At 46.1% G+C, this 19,949-nt stretch carries 12 protein-coding genes; all 12 read right to left on the reverse strand.

Going from position 1 to position 19,949, the window contains the following annotated elements; translation table 11 throughout:
* Positions 1–64: 64 nt before the first annotated feature.
* Complete coding sequence (locus ACSAZK_RS03630; protein ID WP_440956053.1) at positions 65–739, reverse strand: hypothetical protein; 675 nt, start codon at positions 737–739, stop codon at positions 65–67.
* 32 nt (positions 740–771) lie between these two features.
* Positions 772–3,135, reverse strand: coding sequence for an eCIS core domain-containing protein (locus ACSAZK_RS03635; RefSeq protein WP_440956054.1), 2,364 nt, complete (start codon positions 3,133–3,135; stop codon positions 772–774).
* Between the two features lie 207 nt (positions 3,136–3,342).
* Complete coding sequence (locus ACSAZK_RS03640; protein ID WP_440956055.1) at positions 3,343–3,741, reverse strand: YkgJ family cysteine cluster protein; 399 nt, start codon at positions 3,739–3,741, stop codon at positions 3,343–3,345.
* 347 nt (positions 3,742–4,088) lie between these two features.
* Positions 4,089–6,518 (reverse strand): eCIS core domain-containing protein, encoded by a 2,430-nt coding sequence (locus ACSAZK_RS03645; RefSeq protein WP_440956056.1) that lies wholly within the window; start codon positions 6,516–6,518, stop codon positions 4,089–4,091.
* A 199-nt stretch (positions 6,519–6,717) separates the two neighbouring features.
* The gene (locus ACSAZK_RS03650; protein WP_440956057.1) at positions 6,718–7,374 is read right to left on the reverse strand and encodes a YkgJ family cysteine cluster protein; all 657 of its coding nucleotides are present in this window, start codon (positions 7,372–7,374) and stop codon (positions 6,718–6,720) included.
* 34 nt (positions 7,375–7,408) lie between these two features.
* On the reverse strand, positions 7,409–7,663 hold the full coding sequence (locus ACSAZK_RS03655; RefSeq protein WP_440956058.1) for a hypothetical protein: 255 nt from the start codon (positions 7,661–7,663) through the stop codon (positions 7,409–7,411).
* 250 nt (positions 7,664–7,913) lie between these two features.
* Positions 7,914–8,723, reverse strand: coding sequence for a hypothetical protein (locus tag ACSAZK_RS03660; protein ID WP_440956059.1), 810 nt, complete (start codon positions 8,721–8,723; stop codon positions 7,914–7,916).
* 309 nt (positions 8,724–9,032) lie between these two features.
* Positions 9,033–9,377 (reverse strand): hypothetical protein, encoded by a 345-nt coding sequence (locus ACSAZK_RS03665; RefSeq protein WP_440956060.1) that lies wholly within the window; start codon positions 9,375–9,377, stop codon positions 9,033–9,035.
* Between the two features lie 91 nt (positions 9,378–9,468).
* Positions 9,469–10,731 (reverse strand): hypothetical protein, encoded by a 1,263-nt coding sequence (locus tag ACSAZK_RS03670; protein WP_440956061.1) that lies wholly within the window; start codon positions 10,729–10,731, stop codon positions 9,469–9,471.
* Positions 10,732–10,755: 24 nt separating this feature from the next.
* A complete protein-coding gene (locus ACSAZK_RS03675) occupies positions 10,756–13,128 on the reverse strand; it encodes a phage tail protein (protein ID WP_440956062.1) in 2,373 nt (790 codons plus the stop codon).
* 12 nt (positions 13,129–13,140) lie between these two features.
* On the reverse strand, positions 13,141–15,456 hold the full coding sequence (locus tag ACSAZK_RS03680; protein WP_440956063.1) for a putative baseplate assembly protein: 2,316 nt from the start codon (positions 15,454–15,456) through the stop codon (positions 13,141–13,143).
* Positions 15,437–19,948, reverse strand: coding sequence for a putative baseplate assembly protein (locus tag ACSAZK_RS03685; protein WP_440956064.1), 4,512 nt, complete (start codon positions 19,946–19,948; stop codon positions 15,437–15,439). The genes ACSAZK_RS03680 and ACSAZK_RS03685 overlap by 20 nt, the downstream gene beginning before the upstream one ends.
* Between the last annotated feature and the right edge of the window lies 1 nt (position 19,949).

Here is a 19,949-nt window from a genome sequence, read left to right on the forward strand (position 1 = left end):
CAGATCAACTTTATTCATATGAAATGGAAGAGTTGAAATTTTAGTCATATACAGAAAAAGCGGTTCAACCATTCTTGCAGAAACTTGACATCGCTTGCCGTGCACGTCTTGCCACAGATTCGTCTGGATGTTTGGTAAGTGCATCGATCTGAGCGTGTGCGGCCTTCCGCATGGAGAGTAGTAGTGCAAGTGGCCGTTCGCGCGAGTCCAGAGGGCCCGTCATGATCTCGTTGAGTAGGCTTGAAGCTAATTCTTCTAAAGCCTCATCATCGCGGCGTATATCAAAGGACAGATTTACAGCAACAACTAGAGCTCCATTGTGTGACAAAGCATCAGCATCCGTAATCGCTAGGGAAAGTTGCCGATTGCACACCAAGTCAATCCGACCGCTGGTTCCCTGTACAAGACGCCGCGGTGTGTCTTCGAGACAGAGGAACTGATTTAACACGATCGACTGGTGCCAAGGTATATCGGTGGCAACCTGCACGATACCCATCGGACCGCCCATATATGGCACGCCTTCTATTGGGTCTCCAAGGGGAGAGCCCTCAAATGTTGCTGAAAAACTGAACTGTCCTGGACGCTGTCGCATACGGTCGCCACTCACCGCAAGTCGAAACGGAAAAGGTCTAAGATTTTCCACAAAAAATTCTAACTCAATCGGACCGCCAGCAATTAAATCGCTGGTGACAACTCGAAAGCCGACATGCGCGCTGATCTCTCCTTTAGCCAGATCCATAGAACCTTCACGTTTTTCGGGTATGTGTGTATTCATAGGAATCGTATCCTCACATTTTCTGTCCTTGCAGGTAACACAGCATCTGTAGCTGTGACGGTGACTTGGCCAGTGAACCCTCCAGGACGGGAGACTGTAACGTTCATTGCTAGCCCCGGACCGGTACTAGCAGGTACAACTGTTACGCCAGCGGCAGCAGCCGCTGGATCTACAGTCCAATTCAAAGTGCGGCCACCTGGTTCGGCATTTATGCTACTAGTGCTTGTTAAAGTGCCTGCAGGAACACGGTTTGGCACAGCACGCAAGTTACGCAGCCGTACAGGCACGACCCGGACGCTCCCGTCGACACGACGGTTGGGGAAGATCGAGTCGGCGACTCGCACGCGGAAGTTGCCTGTGCGATTACCCGCCCGTAGCGTCGCTGTCGCCGGCAGTACAGCCGGGTTGCCTGCAGTGATGCCTATGTCCCCCGTGAGGATGTTCCAGTTTACAGTGCGACCCGGCACGTTCGAGTTTACCGCAAGGTTGGCTGTAGCAACGTTATCCGCAGCGAGACCGGTGGCCCCGGCTGCAGTAGGCGTGGCGGTGATATTTGAGAGAATGATGAGCGGGCTACCGACGTAAGGCTCGATGCGCGGTGGGGCAGCGACAGCTCCGAAGCGATGCTCAGTCCTGAACCGGAAGGCACCCGGGGAGCCGATCAGTGAGCGAATATGCTGCCCACTAGCGATTGTATTGCTGACAACGGCACCACCACCCTGCCATGAGGAATACTGGAACTGCTGTTGGTAGATCAACCGACGTGGCAAATGCGGGACACCCGGTCCGACGAACCGGTTTACATCAATCGCGGGTCGACCATCCGCGACATTGAGAACCCCAGCGGGTGTAATGAGCTGGTCGTTCCATATGTTAGCGGGAACAGCGAGCGCTAAAAGGAATGCAGGGTTGAAGGCGCCGTTTGGAGGTGCGATATTGAAGTCGTCGCGTAACCCAGTAATAAGTTCACCGACGATGCGCGTGAGTGGTGGATGTAGCGGATCTGATGAAGCGAAGTTAATCGTGTTGAGCACTCCATAGGGGCCGAGTGCACCAGCACCGAGAAGCGCCCTCACCCGCGTGGGAACTGCGTTCACAACCATCGTTGCCATCGGCACGGGTGGATTTACTGTAGAGGGAATGATCTCATTGAGCCGAGCACGTGTGGCAGTGTCAGTAATGCGAAGGTCTATGTTCCCTGTTCGAGCTCCTGGAGTTATTACGTTGCCAGCCAGGGTCGCACCTAACGATCTGCGGAAGGCAACGGTGATAGGCCGACCTGCCGGCGCCGTAACCGCGTTGATCACTGCGGTGTTGCCTGCGATTCCGTCACGATTAGGTTCGGCTGTATTTGGCGGGAAGTTACCTGGACCCAAAGATGGAACATTCGCCAGCGCAGGGTTATTCGTATAGATTGCTCTCACCACCTGCACTAGCATGACAGGCGGTGAATCGAAAAAATCGAGTGGTGCGCTACCAGTCTCCTCGGCACGAATGATAATGGGAATGCCACCGATGACAACTCCAGCTCCCGGTTGTGCAGCATGGATGCGCACACGACGACCTGTGCCAATTACTGACACCCCTGCTGGAACGGCACCACCAGGGTTGATTCTCCATGTCAGGCGAGTGCCGGCTCCAGCAACAGTTGCGGTTGCAGTAATATCAACACCGCCAACACCTAGCTCATTTGCTGAGGTCACCACGTTGGTCACTTGGGGTACCGTCTGTATACTCTCTGACGACGCCCGGGACAACGACGAAAAAATAGGCGATGCGGATACACCAGCACTCATACCTTGCTGGACGACATGTGTCAGCTCGTGCGCAAGCAGCCAGTGGTGTTCACTTGATTCAGGATTGGATATTGTATCACCGAAGACGATATTACGGCCATGGGTGAATGCGCGAGCGCCCAGTCGAGCCGAAGCGGCGGCTGCGGCTGGCCCAGTGTGTAACCGCACCCCTGAGAATTCCGATCCAAATGCACTCTCAAAACGGCGACGAAGATAGGTAGATATTGGTTTTCCTGCACCTAGCCCAGCCATACTCACTGCAGGAGCTTGTATTGCTTCCTGATCGCTGGGTTGTACATTGTCCAGACGACCCATCACCTCATTTGCAGTTCGGTCAGCTTCCTGTTCGTATACGTCATTATTCTGACCGATTTTGAGCTTAGCCTGCAAAACTCCTGATTTGACCAGCCTCTGAACTGCCTGATTGCCTGCAGTTCTCTGAAGTTGCAGTATCATGTCAGCAGGAGATCCTGAAGAATTGAAGCCGACATTTTGCTTGCAAGAATTCGAGCATTTCTGCTTCGATTCTTGTGCTTTGGAAGTTGCAACAGCTCTTTCAGCCATTTAGTCATCTCCATATGAGACACTTTATCATAGTATATGCTGAAATTAGAAATCCACTTGAGACCTTTTTGAATCACTTTGATTTCAGGTTTAGTAGATCTCAACTGCTAAAAACCGTAGACAAAAAACGGACTCTGAAATCTATTAGAACGCAGCCAAAGTAACTGTTCATTACCTATCCTGGCAAAAATAACCGTAAATGAATCTTTATGATTTATTCGAAACACAGGAAGAGTAGATTTTAATGTTATCCCTATCAATCCTTTTCTCCAATTCAGGATTGAGAATCTTCTTCTCATAATCGTCCCAGACATGCCAGGTTTTATTATTCCTGCAGTCAAAACCCCTGCATGGTACGGTTCGGTGATCCCGAACTGTGCACTTGTAGGTCTTCCGGTCAAGGTGAACACAGTAACCGTCATCACCGTGAGCGATCAGGTAGGGGCGGCCAAACTCCCAGCGGATGATCCCCTCTTCCACATCCTGCTTTGACAGTGCGAACGGCAATTTGCAGCATACGGCTTTGCATGTATCCAGCCTGCTCTCGCAATCGACATCCGCTTCCTGGTCAAAAGCGTACTTGTCGTATTCAGGGTCCTGATACATTAGCCCGATCCCGCTGTCAACGAATCTTTTGACAAGCCTTTCTGCAACCTGCTTTTTTCGTTCATCAAGCTCTTCTATTGTAAGAATCCCTTTCTCGTTGAGAAGTTCGATAAGGGCGTAAAGAAAGGAAGTCGACTCCAGAGTTTTTGATGTGTTGGCATTGATGCAGCTGTGAGTGTAGAGTAAACCTGAAGAAAAGTCTTTATGAATCGTCGAAAGGTTTTCTGTTAAGTTTCCATTTTATAATTTCATTTCAATACCCTTTCCCAGCAGGCGCAAAAATCAAATGCAGTAGAAATGGATATTAATTGATACTTACGGCAACAGGTTTGTGGACATATCCAAGGTCAAAGTTTCCCTCCTTGTCGAAAAAATTCCCCCCATGCACTTGAATCACCTCGCGCCATACGACATTCGAGATCTGTTAACTTTGGCTCGCACTTTTTACTAGGTCGTAATAGGGGACTGTCCCAATCGTGGCCAACGCCAACTAATAAATGACCGATTTCGTGTGCAAGTGCGTGTCCTGTATCTGGGCAATATCGAGACCGCTTCCCAATATATGCGATATTTAAACGTGTATAGGGGTCCACCGCACTTTCGAATAAGTAGCCCAGCTTGGGCAGAAAGAAGATTGATATATCACCCTCGCGCAGCATTCTGAGTTTTTTCATCTCAATCGTACCCCCGCGGTCTGTTATATAATCAAGTTCTAAATGTTCTACGGTCAGTTTCTTCTCACTTGACTCTAAGCCTATTAGGGACCGCGTCGTAACTTCATCGAAAGGCTTGTGATAATGTGCTTCAAGGAGAATTCCCGCTACATCCAACCAGATCTTGACCGCAGCTCCCATTTCAGTTTTCGGATCTAAGGCTCGGCCAGCTAATTCAAATACATGAACGGACTTGGATATCCTTTTGTCCTTTGGACAAGATTTGGAGCTACTTTTACTACAGCCAGAGAATAACAGTCCTGCGAGGATGATGATGGCAGGACAAATCACTGGATCACACACCCTCTGTATGCTAAGCTGGGGAAGCGGAGTAATTCTTAAGCTACCTGGCAGAACCTTTGTCTGCAAAATCGCAGTCTTCTTGGAAGTCCTATCTTCGGTCCGCAAAGCCGAGTGTCCGCGAGGGGTAATCCCCATAAAAAGCTCTTCAACGCCTTTATTGGAATCGCCCGGGACAATCTCATTCTTTACTGGATTAAGATCCAGCACCGTTCTACCATCATCACCACTTGTCTTTTGAAGCTGGTTTAGCGCTTTATTCAGTTTCTTAGCCAAAGCCACGATCTTTTTTTTCTGGCTTGCCTGAAAACTATCGTTATTAAGGGCCATTGCAGCCGAGGCGAGGGCGAGTTTGACATAAAAAAGCGCATCTTCAGTTTCATATTTGGAATCATTTTGCTTCCAACCAATTGCCTTAGCAGGTTGAAGACGATATTGAGATCCCTGATAATATCCGGTCTGTTGTACTACATGCGTCAGCTCATGCGCTATCAGCCTCTGCCCATCACCTGTTCCCGGCGCATACTGCCCCTCTCCAAAAGCCACGTCCATCCCCACCGTAAAAGCCCGCGCATTCACCGCCCTCGCCGACTCAGCCGCCTTCGCATCCGTGTGCACCCTCACTCCGCTGAAGTCATAACCAAAACGCGGCTCATAGAAAGCACGTTCCGATTCAGGAAGAGGGCGGCCGCCACCTCTGACGGCATTGATACGAGATTCGAGATCTGGTGTGGTTTCAGAATTCTGCCCCGATATTTCTTTGGTTTGGAGAAGTTCCTCTTTTTCTTCCGGCTGCTTGCGAAGCACTTCTTCTGCTCTTGGCTGCCCTAATATAGGTTCTACCTCTCTTTCTGTAAATCGTATATGAGATATCCTTGTCCTTGGATAATGACAGCAAGGCCATCTCCTTCTATCTCTGCAGTTACTTCTTTCTTCTCTTGTTGCCCTTCTAGCAAAATAGTGTGCTGGTGAACTGCCGTCCCCAAGATATGTGGTACAATACTGATAACAGGGCTTTGAACAACTTTGATTAAACCACAGTGCTCCTAACGTTGGGTCATCATGCGGATTATTGAAAACCTCTCGAGCAATGCCCCGACACTCCAAATAAGCGGGATTATTTAACCTCCTTATCCCCTGGTTTAATCCGCCAAATTGTCCTGATGCTGAAACAACACCTCTTATAGTAGCAGGAAAAGCAGAATCTGCAAGTCTATTTGTAACAACATGCACAACACCTTTTTTACCATCTCTGTCACGTATATTACCTGCTTCCCCTATGCAAATTGCCGTAAGTAAATCCTCATCAGAGCACTCATCAATGTTTCTAACCGAACAAACGCCTGAATTTCTTTGGATAACGTTGTCCGAGTTAGTAGTCGTAAGAGGAGAAAAAATGGTATGTGTTTTCATTTTATTTTCAACATTTTTATTCTTTTTTTGTCGCATTGCTGGCTTTTGTTGCACTATATGCTTCTGATTTACCTGTTTCTGCAATACCTGCTTCTGCTGAATTACCTGCTCAGCCACCCGATCAGCTTCCTGCTCATAGATATCGTTGGGCTGACCAATTTTGAGTTTGGCCTGCAAGGCTCCTGATTTGATCAGCCTCTGGACTGCATGATTGCCTGCAGTTCTCTGAAGTTGCAGTATCATGTCAGCAGGAGATCCTGAAGAATTAAAGCCGATATTTTGCTTGCAAGAATTCGAGCATGTTTGCTTCGATTCTTGTGCTTTGGCAGTTGCAACAGCTCTTTCAGCCATTTAGTCGTCCCCATAAGACACTTTATAATAGTATGCTGAAAATAGAAATTGGTTTAGAACCTATTTTAGAATCATTTTAATTCCAGGCTTGGTAAACATCAACTGCTAAAAACCGTAGACAAAAAAATGGACTCTGAAATCTATTAGAACACAGCCAAAGTAACTGTTCATTACCTATCCTGGCAAAAATAACCGTAAATTAATCTTTGGATTTATTCGAAACGCAGGAAGAGTAGATTTTAATGTTATCCCTGTCAATCCGTTCTTCCAGTTCAGAATTGAGAATCTTCTTCTCATAATCGTCCCAGACATGCCAGGTTTTATTATTCCTGCAGTCAAAACCCCTGCATGGTACGGTTCGGTGATCCCGAACTGTGCACTTGTAGGTTTTCCGGTCCAGGTGAACACAGTAACCGTCATCACCGTGAGCGATCAGATAGGGGCGGCCAAACTCCCAGCGGATGATCCCCTCTTCCACATCCTGCTTTGACAGTGCGAACGGCAATTTGCAGCATACGGCTTTGCATGTGTCCAGCCTGCTCTCGCAATCGACATCTGCTTCCTGATCAAAAGCGTACTTGTCGTATTCAGGGTCCTGGTACATGAGCCCGATCCCGCTGTCAACGAATCTTTTTACAAGCCTTTCTGCAACCTGCTTTTTCCGTTCATCAAGCTCTTCTATTGTAAGAATCCCTTTCTCGTTGAGAAGTTCGATAAGGGCGTAAAGAAAGGAAGTCGACTCCAGAGTTTTTGATGTATTATCATTGATGCGGTTGTGGGCGTAGAGAAGTCCGGAGGAGACATTTTTATGGACTTTTAAAAGTATATCAGCTAAACTTTCATCTGATGAGTTCATTTAATCCCTGCCCTTATTGGAGAAGCAATTACGGTTATTTTCCGCTGCTGGTCTTTCCCCCGAGCAGCCGCTCAACAAAAGCATTCCCTTCCCGTTCCTGTAGAATTATGATTATTTGCTGGCGGACAGGCGCGTTTGCAGGCAGGGCCAGTTCAGGGCTCAGCAGCATCCTTACCAGTTCGTCGGTGGTCATGGAGTTCAGTTGTTCCCTGGTTGGAGGGTGGGAAACTGATGGCGGTTCTTTAGTTTTTGGGTTTGTAGTCTTTGTTTCGTATTCTTTTACCTGCATAATACCCCCTTTTATTTCATATAGAAAGATGCAAAAACAGGTCTTGAAATTAAATCTGCTTTGTAGAGATCCTGTTTCTTTGACAGGCTTGTGCGAAATAGAGGTAAAGACAGCACAACCAATGACAAAGTCCAGATTTCAAGCTAACTTTTCTCTTCCTGGTAGGCTGTTAGCTTAACTAACAGAGGGTTCTGAAATACTGGTGATCAAGTTCCAGTTTCGTGGATTAGAAAGCCTTTCTGCAAAGACATTATTTCCCCTTTTTAGGAATTACAGTAAATCTTAAACCTCTGTCATCTTCAATTCTTGCTGAGAAACCCCATTCCACCTCACTTTCTGCGACTGCCGCCATAAGAATGTTATAACCCTTACAGAGTGTAATCGTTCCGCAGGATTCTTTTCGATAATCTACTATATCCCTCCCACCCACATATTTTAAACTCTCAATCTCCTCTCCATTCAACCAGACCCTTATGGAATCATCACTTCTCACATAGAGTTTTGTACGCCTTTGATCAGGAGAATATATGCATGTAAGGAAAAAAGCCAGAGCATGATGTTTGCCTATGAAGTTTTCAGATTTTTCTGGATTGAAGGGGTCAGCAAAGTTACCTCCCAGATGCATGTGAATGTTATCCTCAATGTCATGAATATTCCTCCAATCCATGCCGAAAAAACATCTGATTTTCCAGTAATAATCAGGGTATATGTTACCGGTTTTAAATAGATCACTTTTGTATGTAACCTTAACGTCCTGAGAAGGAAAATTATTGGTGTTCGTAGTAATCTCATCAGGTTTAAAATCTTGTATCTTATCGATTTCTGTAATAATTTCCTCAACCTTGTGAGCCTCTCCTTCCTTGTATATAGGTCCCAGAACCAGCCATGTACTGATGTAGTTTTCGTGAGAAACCAGGTCAAGCAGGGCTTTTAAGGTCTGCTTGCCTGCGGCGTAGCGCCTTCCATTATCTATGTTTATATTGTCATTCCGGATCTTTGAAATGCTGTCTTTATCTCCCGAAAGGTCAATGCAGCCCAGGATTATGTAATGGTCTTCCATACAGCATTTCGGGCATTCCAGGAGATATTTGTTAAGGAAGTTTGAAAGTGGTTTTTGTTCTGCGCATTCTTCTGTTTCCAGCGCAGAGAGAAGTAGCCTGAGTTCGTTTATGTCCAGACCGTAAGGTTCAGGCTGTTGAGGAGGATCATTTTTGAAAATTTTTACACATATGCCCTCTGTGGTTCTGGAATATTCGCAAGCTTTTTCTTCACAACTCCCTCCAGCAGGAGAATATACATACTCCGGGTTGGTGCGAATCTTATCAAACTTTATCCCAATATAGTACTTATTCGCTGAATTGGCCTGCTGCTAAGCACATGGATCATCTGACCGGGATGTATCCCCGGTGCAGTAGGTTTCCTCTTCGAGGTTGATTTTTAACTCTCGGTCAAGATAGATTTCATTGCCCTTACAGTCCAGGGCCATTCCGGGAGTTATTATTATTTCGGAAGATTCCGGACTTGCTGCCTTGAGATCAAAACCACAAACAATACCCCAGCCGTGAAGCATTTTATTAAGGAGTTTTCTCTTTTCAATGTGGTAGATCTGTTCCTCGGTAAAGTCCCGATCACTCATCAACATCCCATGGAAATACCGGACTCTTTTGAAATTGTTATAATCACACCATTTTCCCTTCGATTCATTCGTATCCATTTCCGCATTCCCCCCTCGTACATACAAAATTTATTATCTTCTTTTGCTTTGGTCCGTACTTCTTTTACTTATTTCCATCCTCTCGTTTTTATTATGGTTTTGGAGGTACAGTAAACCAACTAAAGAAATCGCTTCCTTCCGTCCCGTTCCCCGAGGGTAATTTCCCCCTTATGAAGTTTCCATCCAGGGCTCTTACTCTTTTCCCCCCTCCCATGTCGCTTAACATGAAATCTCCCTTCAAGATGACAATGAACTTGCCCCCTTCCATACGAATTCTGGAATGACCACGATAGGTATCATTTATCCATTCGGGTTCAACCTCAAAGCTTGCAACAGATTTCATCGGATCATAGGTTATTTTACCCGGAACTCTTTCATACCTATAATTTCCGGTTGCTTCATCCATAATTTCAGTAATAAGTAAAAGTGTATTTTCATTTATAGTCTTTTTATCCATTAGAAGGTCGAAAGATAAATGTAGAGGTCTAACCTTGACACTTTCATTTTCCCGCTGCACCCAATTCTTCCATTCTTTCCCATGTTGCCAGTTTATTTTGAATACGTGGGGCAAATCCCCATGAAAACAATCCGTCAGATCATACAGTAATGGATTCCTGTAGACCAGTTTTCTCTTTGAAGTATCTATTTTATTGATTTCCGGTTCACCTTTCTCAACAGGGATTTCTGCAAGAACCAGACAGAGTTTTTCATTCATTTCCGAGCAGTAGGGGCATCCAAAGCATCCAGCCTTTAAGTCTTCATGCATAATTTCGTGGAAAGTCCGATAGGTCTCTATTTTACTTGATTTTACAGAATCAAGAGGGCAGATTCTTTCATATGAATCATCAATACAAACATCTGCCTTGCGTCGAACGCAGATACAAAAACTGTCCCTAATTCGGTTGAACTCACACCTCTCCTTCAGGTCGCAGTTTCCCTGAGAATGAAGGCTTGTAGCTTCCGTCTTACACTCCTCGTACTCAAGGCAAATCACAAGCGTTTCATCCGGGTTTGTTTCTTCTTTGGGACATTCAGGCTCTTCCGGTTTTAAATAGACGTTCTGCTTTTCACAAACAAGAATTTCCCTGCCCAGGCAGTCAATAGCCAGGCCTGGGGTTACTATCACGCACATTTCATTTTCAGGATGCTTTTTTACATCCAGGCCGCAGACCACTCCCCAGCCGTTAACCATCCTGTTGATCAGCCAGCGCTTCTGGTTGAAGTAGCACTGCTCGGCAAAAAAGTCCCGAACTGTCATAAACTTCCCATGATAGTAATTGTTCCTCTCGAAATAGGGAAATTCACACGCTCCCCCACGTATTTTTTTTTCCTCTTGTTCCTCCTCATGTTCCATAATTAACCCCCGTCATTTAGAGTATTAAATCAGTTCCACATCCTTCCCTAATCTTGAGTAAAGCTCAATTCTACCGCCCTTCTCAATTCTACCGTCCTTATCTTTGGCTTTTACAACAAAGCCGTACCCGATTGCAGTCCCGGAGCCGGCCTGAGCAGGATCACCGAGCGTGATAGGTGTATAATCGGACAACTTCGTGTTCATGCCAACATACATACCCATGCCTGCATTCATCCCTCCTCCGGTACGGAGCGTATACTCCGTGTGGGCAGGTTTTTCTTCATCCAGTACCTGTCTCAGTCCTTTTTCATAGCGGTTAAATTCTTCAAGAGACATGTCCAGGATAACTGTGAAACGATAAGCGGTCTGCAAAAACGGATCATCCGGGGCTTGTGTGACGTCACGAAGAGCAGTTTTTCCCAGGATAGAGTCGTCCCCGAGCCGAAAGCCCCTAACAGGAGTCCTCTGAAGGACAGTGTTGAACCCCAGCCTGAAAGCCTCTTTTTGGCTCCTACCGGAAACCTCTTTTCGGCTCAAGACCATTGGTTTTCCGATTTTTGAATCTTCCAGGATCAGGGGCTTTTTCCCGGTGTATATCCTGACCAGTTCCTCGATTCCGGCTTTCGTGCCTTTGAGTTTGTAAAGCTGGACAGCTCTCCGAATAAAATAGCGCTTTTTGTCCTCAGGCCAGCCCTCTTCCATGGACAGGTTCAGCCACGAAGCCAGCCAGGCCAGGAATTTAGGGGGCACCGTTTCCGGATCAAAAAGTTTGAACATTTCCGAAATATCGGTCTCAAGCCCGTAAAACACGCTTTCAAAAAGGGACAGGAACCTTTCGAGAAAGTCCCTGCTGACTGGGTCTTCCTGATATATGGCCGGAAGATAACGCAGATATGAAATGCGCGGATAGTAAACCCTCATCCTGGAGATGGCAGGTGCAGAATTTTCCTCAAACGTTGATAGGACCAGTTTCAGCCAGAGATAGCGGCCAGTTTTTCCCCTGAAAAGCATGTCTTTCGGGTTCTTTTCGGATTCGGTCCAGTTTTTTATGGTATCTTCTATCTTCTCTGCTTTACTCTGTATCGAATCAGTCTGGGCTTTGAGAATCTTTTCGACTTCTTCTTTTAGCTTGGGATCATCAGAAGAGTTATAACATACTTTTAATAAGGTTCCAGGAGGCAGTTTTGCATCCAGGAACAGCCTGTGCCACTGGCAGTTCTGGATTCCGCTATCAAGGGTTCTGGAATAGTAAACCCCTTCTTGTTTGGTGAATCTCTGTTCGACATCGAACCGGGCGATTCCTTTATCGGTACACGCATAGAGCCTGCCGCGCCGGTCAACGGTTATTCCATATATCCTGCCTGCAAAACCCGGAACGGGAATTTTCCCGATATAACTTCCGTCAGGGTCAAACTGATGGATAGATGTTTCGGAGTCGACGGCAAAAATAACAAATATATTTCCATGTATGTCGATGAAAATGCTGGAAAAGTTAAACTCGCCGGGCCCATTTATATCAGGAAAAACTTTACTGAAATTTCCCACAATTCCGGAATATTCTCCCAGATCCGTACACTTGAAAAACCCATTACACTCTTTATCAATAAAAAACAGGATATTCTCTTTGCCTGCTGCAAAGCCGGCAGGGTCTTTTAAACAGGATTTATCGGGAGTTTCTCCATTAATGATTTTATTGCTGCAAAGATTGCCGTAAACGTCATACTTGTGGATTTCAAAAGTTTGCTCACCTTTTTTGTCGAGAACATAAAGACAGCCCCCTTCCCCCAGTGAGATGTCAATCGGGGCTGTAAAATCTTCAAGGATATATTTGATCTGGTAGTTCTCCCTTGAAAAAGCTGTAATCCTTGCCCCAGTATCCCGGTTTCCAGCGTCAAAAACCCACAAAGTAAACCTATCGACAACTATTTTTTTAGGGTTTTTAAACCTCGGATGTTTAACTTCAGAGCTTCCTGAACACGGGATAGGCTCCAACCTTTCGATTTCAGGGTCGTAGCGGTAAATTCGGTAGTATTCCTTTTCTTTATTTTTCTCTTGTTCTATTTCCTTACTTTCTATTTCCTTACTTTCTATTTTCTTACTTTCTATTTCCTTACTTTCTATTTTCTTACTTTCTATTTCCTTACTTTCTATTTTCTTACTTTCTATTTCCTTACGTTCTGTTTCCTTATCTATGAGATAAAACTGGCCACAGTCATCTACAGCCAGGTATACAGGGCTCTTTATACCGTCCCCTGCCAGAATCCACCGGCTGAAGGAGGGCACGGAATAAAGCGAGATACCTCCGTCTTCCGGCGTTTTCAAGCGGTAAAGGAGTCCTCCTCTTTCCCACTGGCCCAGGGTCTGAAAAACCTGGGATTTAAGTTCCTGTTCTGCCATGCTCCCCCCTCTTCATACGAATTCTATATCGCATCCTCCGAAAAATACCAGCCCGAACCTGGGGATGCCGATCGGTTCCTTCCGGTATTCCTTTTCGTTCTCACGGATAAAGACATCAGTTGCATAATCTACCCCCTCTACATTATCGATTTTCTGGTATATTTCGGAAAGGAAAACGGTGCGCCCGAAAGGCCAGCCATTCCCGTCCGGGCCCCCTTTCAAAGGATTCAAAAAAGCCCCGAGTTTATCCTTAACTCTTTTCTTTACCTCGTCAGGACTGCTTTTCTTCATTAAGCGGACCCTGCACCTTATTGAAATTTTTATATACTCCGGAGGGATGACATGCACATCGGTTGTAATCAGGCGGTGTTTTTCCAGGTGCCTTAAAACAGTCTCTGTAAAGGCTTCTTCAGGAGCCCGGGTATCGACTTCACCTTCAGTATTTTCTCTTGTATGAGGCACAACCACGACGGTCACATGCCCCGGAATATCAATACACGGGTAATCAGGATCGTAATTAGGAATTGCTTTTGCCCTGCGCACCCTGAGCCCGGGCGTATGAAGTGCCAGGTATTCGTAATCCCCGGATGTAACAGCCCGGTAAATTTCCCTGAAATCCTTTTTTACCCTGGCTTTTGCATCACCCGTGGACTCGGCATCCTTCCCCTCGACTGCCGCTTCAGGATTTGGACCTGAAATCCCCCTAAATTCCATGCCGTCAATTTCAAACTTCTGCAGTCCGGGGATGTTTCCTCCGGCTCCCAGCGTGGTCTTATATGAGGCCCTGATTGTTTTGGATTCGGGTGGAATATAGCCATTTAAGCCGTTCCCAAAGGTTATTTCCCCTTTTTCCGGGTCCAGCATATAATGGAGGTCCTCCGGGCCTGATAATTCAAAATCATCCACTTCAACCCATGTTTCCCACTGGTCAGGACCCATCCGGACCTGAAGTCTCAGGCTGCCGCTTTCTACCTGCCCCGGGAAAGCCATTTCGGTCAGAAGCCTGTTTAATGCTTTTATTTCCTCATCAGAAAGGATGTCTGCACGCTCAAGCAGCCTCTTCGTCCCGGCAGGAAGCGTTATTTCCTTGAACAGTCCGGGCCTGTACAGGCTCCTGCCTTCAATAAGCTCATTCAAAGCCGCTACTACCGCATCAGTAACTTCGCCTTTTTTATTGGGATCTGGATTTATGTTCCATTCCAGGATTGTATTTAGGGTACTCTGGTCAAGCAGTTCCCAGATAAGTTTCCCTGGACCCTGGGTCTCTGGTTTTGCTTGAGCTTCGATGGTCTTCAATAAACCGTCCAGGTCCTGGATCTCTGCTGCACAAAAAAGAGGGTAATCAGGAGAAATTTTCCTGAGTACGGGCTTTTTCTCAAGAAACAGCTTCTGGTCAGGAAGCCCGGATGACGTCCCCAGAACCCTGCCGCTTATTGTCTCGATCTGAACGGCTGAAACCGTGTTGAGCTTTATACTGTCGATCAAAGGCGGTATCTCATAGTGCCCTTCCTTAATGCGGCAGCGGATCTGGAAAATCTTTGCTGCCTTCATATCCGAAGGAAAAACAAATTTAATCTGTCCGCTTCGGGTGAGAGCCAGGGTCGTATCTTTTTTGAAGTTTAGCCGGCTCCAGCTTTCGGTATCAGGAACGTCCTTATCTGAGTATTCCCATTCCAGTTCGACTGAAGGAGTTACATCCTCTTTTTCGTCCGCATGGTTTCCCGGAACAGGGAGATCTTTCTCATAGAGGAAAAAAGTGACCTGAAATTCTTTTCCGGGAAGGGAAGCATAATTGGAGGGAGGGCCATCAAACTCTATTTTTAATTTAAGTTCCGATTTTTTCGTGGGGTTTTCCCCAAAGGCTGCAAAGTATATATTTTCGGTTTCATTTGCAAGCGTATAGTCTATGATTTTAGAGTCACCTGTGCCGGTCATAACCGAACTGATTTTTGCCGGGCTAAGAGCGAGTCTGTCCAGGGTTTCAAAAAATATTTTTTCGGGACCGCTCTTACAATAAACCTGTGTGCCTGCCTCAACGGACGCTGCATCCTTCACTCCCATAAAGCCAATATCCACTATTGCAGGCCTGGCTTCATAAGGATAAAGCCCGAGAAGTTTGAGGAATTTCCTGTAATTTTTATCTGTCACCCTGTTTAAGTGGTAGATCTGCATCTCTGCGAGCCAGGCAAAAAGCTCTATGAAGGTGATTCCGGGATCGTGGGCGTTATGGTCGGTCCACTCAGGAGCAAAGCGTGCTATTAGTGTGCGGGCCTCATCAACCAGCTCATCAAATGTTTTGTCATCCAGTTCAGGAATAGGCAGACTCACGGTATTTATCCCCCCCTACCAGTATTACGTTGACAGTATGAGTTCCGTTTGCCACCAGAGAATGCTGATAAATTTCAACGAGATCCGAATCCGTAGTTTCGTTTATGTTCCCGTCAGAAACCAGTTCCAGGTTCTCCACGTGGTCAACTCCTTCTATACCTTCCAGCAAAGCGTAAATATCAGAAGCGGAAACGTTTCTCCCAAAATCCCAACCTTCACCCAGGGACCCACCGGTCAACGGGTGGAAAAAAGCCTTGAGTTTTTTTCTGGCTTCACTTTCCACCCTGAAAGCCACATCCACGGAAGTGACAAAAATATCTACCTTGACCCCGATTTCCACATAGGAAGGGCCGGAAACATAAACGCTTTCAGAAAAAGCAAGGGTATTGGCGCAGTGGGCTTCAAGGTGCTTCTGCACCTTTGTGCGCAGTTCCAGAGAAGGTACCGGTTTATCTTCTTTTGAATCCGGAACAACTATTAGAGTTACGCAGCCTGCTTTCCTCCGGTACTTATTACTGGAATTACTGGAATCCGATGCAGCAGCCGGAAAAGTATTAGGAAGACATTTCACCTTCACGATTTTCCTCGAAGCCTCCCTGGCAAGCCATTCGAAATCTTCTTCACTCACGGCACGGTCTCGATGGCTGAGCATGGCAGGTCCGATTTCCAGCATCTGTTCAAGAGTTGCAGTATCAGCTCCCCCGTCTGCTACGATTGGGTTTGAAACCTTATCAACCCCTCCGACTGCCGACTTGAGGGTTTTGATCTCCCGGGCTTTCACGTTACCCTGCTCCCCTCCCCCTGCCTGGTATGTAAATGCCCTGATATTATTGCCTCCTGCAGGGGGAACCATGCCTTTGATCCCATCCCCGAATCGGACCTTTCCCGTAGCATGATCCAGGATGTAATGCCGGTCATCGGGAGCGGAATCGAAAAAGTCATCAACTTCAGTCCATAAGACCCAGGTTCCCATTACATTCCCTTTTTCGTCCTTTTCCAGGAAAATCGCGTTACTGCCATAATCCTCAATTAGCTTTTGTTTCTCTTCTTCCGAAAGCACTTCCATAACACGTATTTCCTGCTTTTCCAGCACCGGAAACTTAATCAACGAAAAAGCCTGCTCAGCTTCCCCATTGCCTGACCCCGTAATTTCATCTTTGATGGTTTCAGCCTGCAGTCCCCAGGTCGTATTGGGATAGATCCCATCCAGAAGAGGAGTATTTTCATATTCCCCTTTAGCAAGGGTACCCTTTATCCAGTAAAGAGCCTCCCCGAATCCGGGATCAATAGCAAAATCAAAAGGCCCGATAAGTTCCAGCAGTTCTTCTCTGATCAGGGCTTCCGTTGCGTCAAGACAACTCAACTCTTTCCAGCTGTCTTTTCCCCTATAAGTCCATTCCATCTTGGGTTTTTTTTCTTTTGTGAATGGAAGTTCCTTGGCTGCAAAGAAGATCCTGACAGGCCCACCCTTAAATGGTTTTTCAAAACCCAGGTACAGAGTTTTTTCTTCAGCTTCGAGCTTAACAAAAGGAGTAAAATGCTTATCCTCAGTAATACATGCTTTTGAATGGTCAAGATACTCCAGGTTGTTGTACGCAAGACATTTTTCAGGAGGGGTATCCGTCTCAAGTGAATAGCTGATACTCAGGCTTTTTATGAGCGGTGGACGGATTGTATCTTTAGTGGAGATTACCTGAACTAAAGGCTCTTTGACATACGGTGTTGTGGAGAATGCTTTCATTTTGAGTTCTTGAGTTGACGTCAGAGCCATGGCAAAAGTCTCTTTGCCGTAATCCCCTCCCACAAGCCTTACCCGTATCCAGTAATTTTTCTGGCCGGCAATCTCGGACTCTTCAATATCCGGCGGCAGATCAAAGGTTATTGTTCCACTTTTCAGGAAATTTGAAGTCCCGTCCCGGAGCTCCTGCAGGACCATCCATCCCTTACTGTTCCAGTACTCCCAGGAAAAGGTGGGAGTAAGAGCTGTTTCAATTGGGTCTTTGTATTCGTTCCAGACATCAGCAGTGCTCCCCATATCAATTTTCCTCTCTACAATAGAATTTCGGTCACTTACTGAAAAAACATACTTTGGTTCGTGTCCCGATTCCGATCTCTGAATAACGAAAGGAGAGTGAAGAAGCTTTGAATTAGGAGGAGATGAATGAGCAATCCATTTGACATTCAATTTATCCCTTTCTTCCTCTCCTATCATTTCCACTTCCCTTATTATTTCCACTTCCCACAGGTCCCCCTTCAACTCATTTTTAGAGCTTCTTATAAAAATTGGTTTGAATGCGGTTTCATCGGGTACCAAATAACCCTTAGGGTAAGACCAGCCAGTGGGAACAGCAGCAACAGCCTCCCCATTTGCCTGTCCAAGAGGTTCCCATTTTTTTCTTGAAGGATGGGTATCATACAGCCATAATTGTTCATCCAAACCTGTCACAAAAACCCTTGCAAAAAAACCCATAGAGGTAAAATTATCGTTAGTTATCTTGTAAATCTGCGCAAAAGGTTTGGAAGTTATGAGGGAGTCAGGAGGTGATCCGTAATCAGTTTTCCAATTGTCTAAATTGCCTATTTTCTCATCAATATTCTTTTGGCTGTCCAGTTCGTATAATTGCCCATTCTCCCCTTTTAGAAAAACTATAGTCCTGATACTGTAATCATTAGTCACCTCTAAATAAATTGCATGGGGAGATGAGTCAATAGCTGTATCAAAAGGCTTTGGATGCTCGATCCACTCCCCGACCATTATCCCGGGCTTTCGATTAAATTCGTACAGTGAGCCGTCTGAACCGACGACAAATACGGATATCACCTGATAACCTATTGTATTAGCTCCATACACCGCAGCTGGGTCAAAATCAATAACAGCCCCAGTCTTTGGATTTGGAGTTCCATGGTCAATCCACTGCCATTGATTCCCGTTGTAGAACCTTTCCACAAGATGCCCGTTTTTGGCCCTTATGAAAACTGAGATATTTTGCAATTTATTCCGACAATATTTCAAAACCGCCGGTGTAGAACCGGAAGCCATCTCAGTATCTGGAGGAAGAACATGGGGTGGCCACGTGGATTCTCCATTTCCATCGGGGTCTATCTCCACTTCAACAAGCCTTCCGCAGGTCCCTCTGGCAAAAACTTTTATTTTTCCATTGTATTCTATCGCAGCAGGTGGTCCAGTAATTCCTCTTGGCTCAACCTCAACATCAATAGTGATGTTCGCCCCTTTTTTGGAAAAATCGTCCTTGCTTCCGATTGCAAAACTATCAAAAATCCGCGGCTCTTTTCCAAAAGGATGAAAAGGCTTGGAAATATCGAGGGGTGCTTCATTATTAAACACCTGATCAGGCAGAAGATTTTCCCCTGTAGATTTTGCCCCCAGTGTTATGTTGTCAAAAACAGGTAATTTACCAGGAACGTTTACAGGCAAAGGTTCTTCCAGAATGCAGCGAATCCAGCGGCTCTTTACCCCGTTAATTTCTCTTTCTTTGATTTCACCCTCACTTATTTTGTGAAGCTCAATTTCCCCACTCGTGCTTAAGCCGGAGGTCCTGTCAATAGTTTGAAATTTATGCCATCCTTCCCTTCCTTCGAGTTCACCCCAGTATTCCCATGAACCTTTAAGTGAAGTGACTCCCGACTCACTTCCGTTACGGTGCCTAACATTGAGGATAAATTGAGCAGGGCTCTTTACGTTGAAAAGGTCCTTATGTCCGAGATAAAGGCTGTGTTCCTGCTGGTTTTTTCCTTCAAAAAGCTTGAAGTTTGTTACCTTTTCTACATCAGTATCAGGACTGTGAGAATATGTGAGTTTATCCCCGACAGTAACAATCATTCCGGAAATGCCGGAGATGATTACGTATTCTTTTTTGTCCCCTTCTCCTATCCGGAGAAAATCCCCTGCCTTGAGGCCTGTCACATGGTCAAGTTGAAAGTCCGGGTCCCCTTCCTGTGGAGATGAAACAATCTTATATTCAAGAGGAGTTTCACCCTTTTTTTCCGCATCCAGAAAACCGGGGGGCGGCAGGTAAATGGCATCTCCTTCGGAACCGTCTCCTTTGCGCGGGTCCACGCTTACAACCTTTTTTAACAGGCTGGGAATTGCCAGCAGGTCTTTTTCGGTTTCAAAAGGCAGTTCTTCGTGCTCTTCGGTTTTATCCGCTGCAGCCTGAGTCCTTGCCGGGATCAGGATCTCTTTTTCGGTACCTTTTGCCAGTGTAAAGCTAAGCGGGACTCTTGAAGGCTGGGCAGGCAGGAGTTTGACTCCCAGCATATCCAGAAAAGCAACAAAGTTTTTGTGGGGGACCCGGTTGAAACGATTAGTAACATTTTCTGTCATATACGAAAATATCTTTAGTAAAGCTACCCCGGGATCATTTTCATCAGAAGCCGGCCATTCCGGAGTATAATGCGGAGCCATTTCCCGGAGGAGTTCTACCAGTTCACTGGCTTTTCTCTCATCTATTTTCGGTGCTTTCGTCCCCACG

The organism is Methanosarcina sediminis, from assembly GCF_052056915.1.
Taxonomy (GTDB): domain Archaea; phylum Halobacteriota; class Methanosarcinia; order Methanosarcinales; family Methanosarcinaceae; genus MTP4.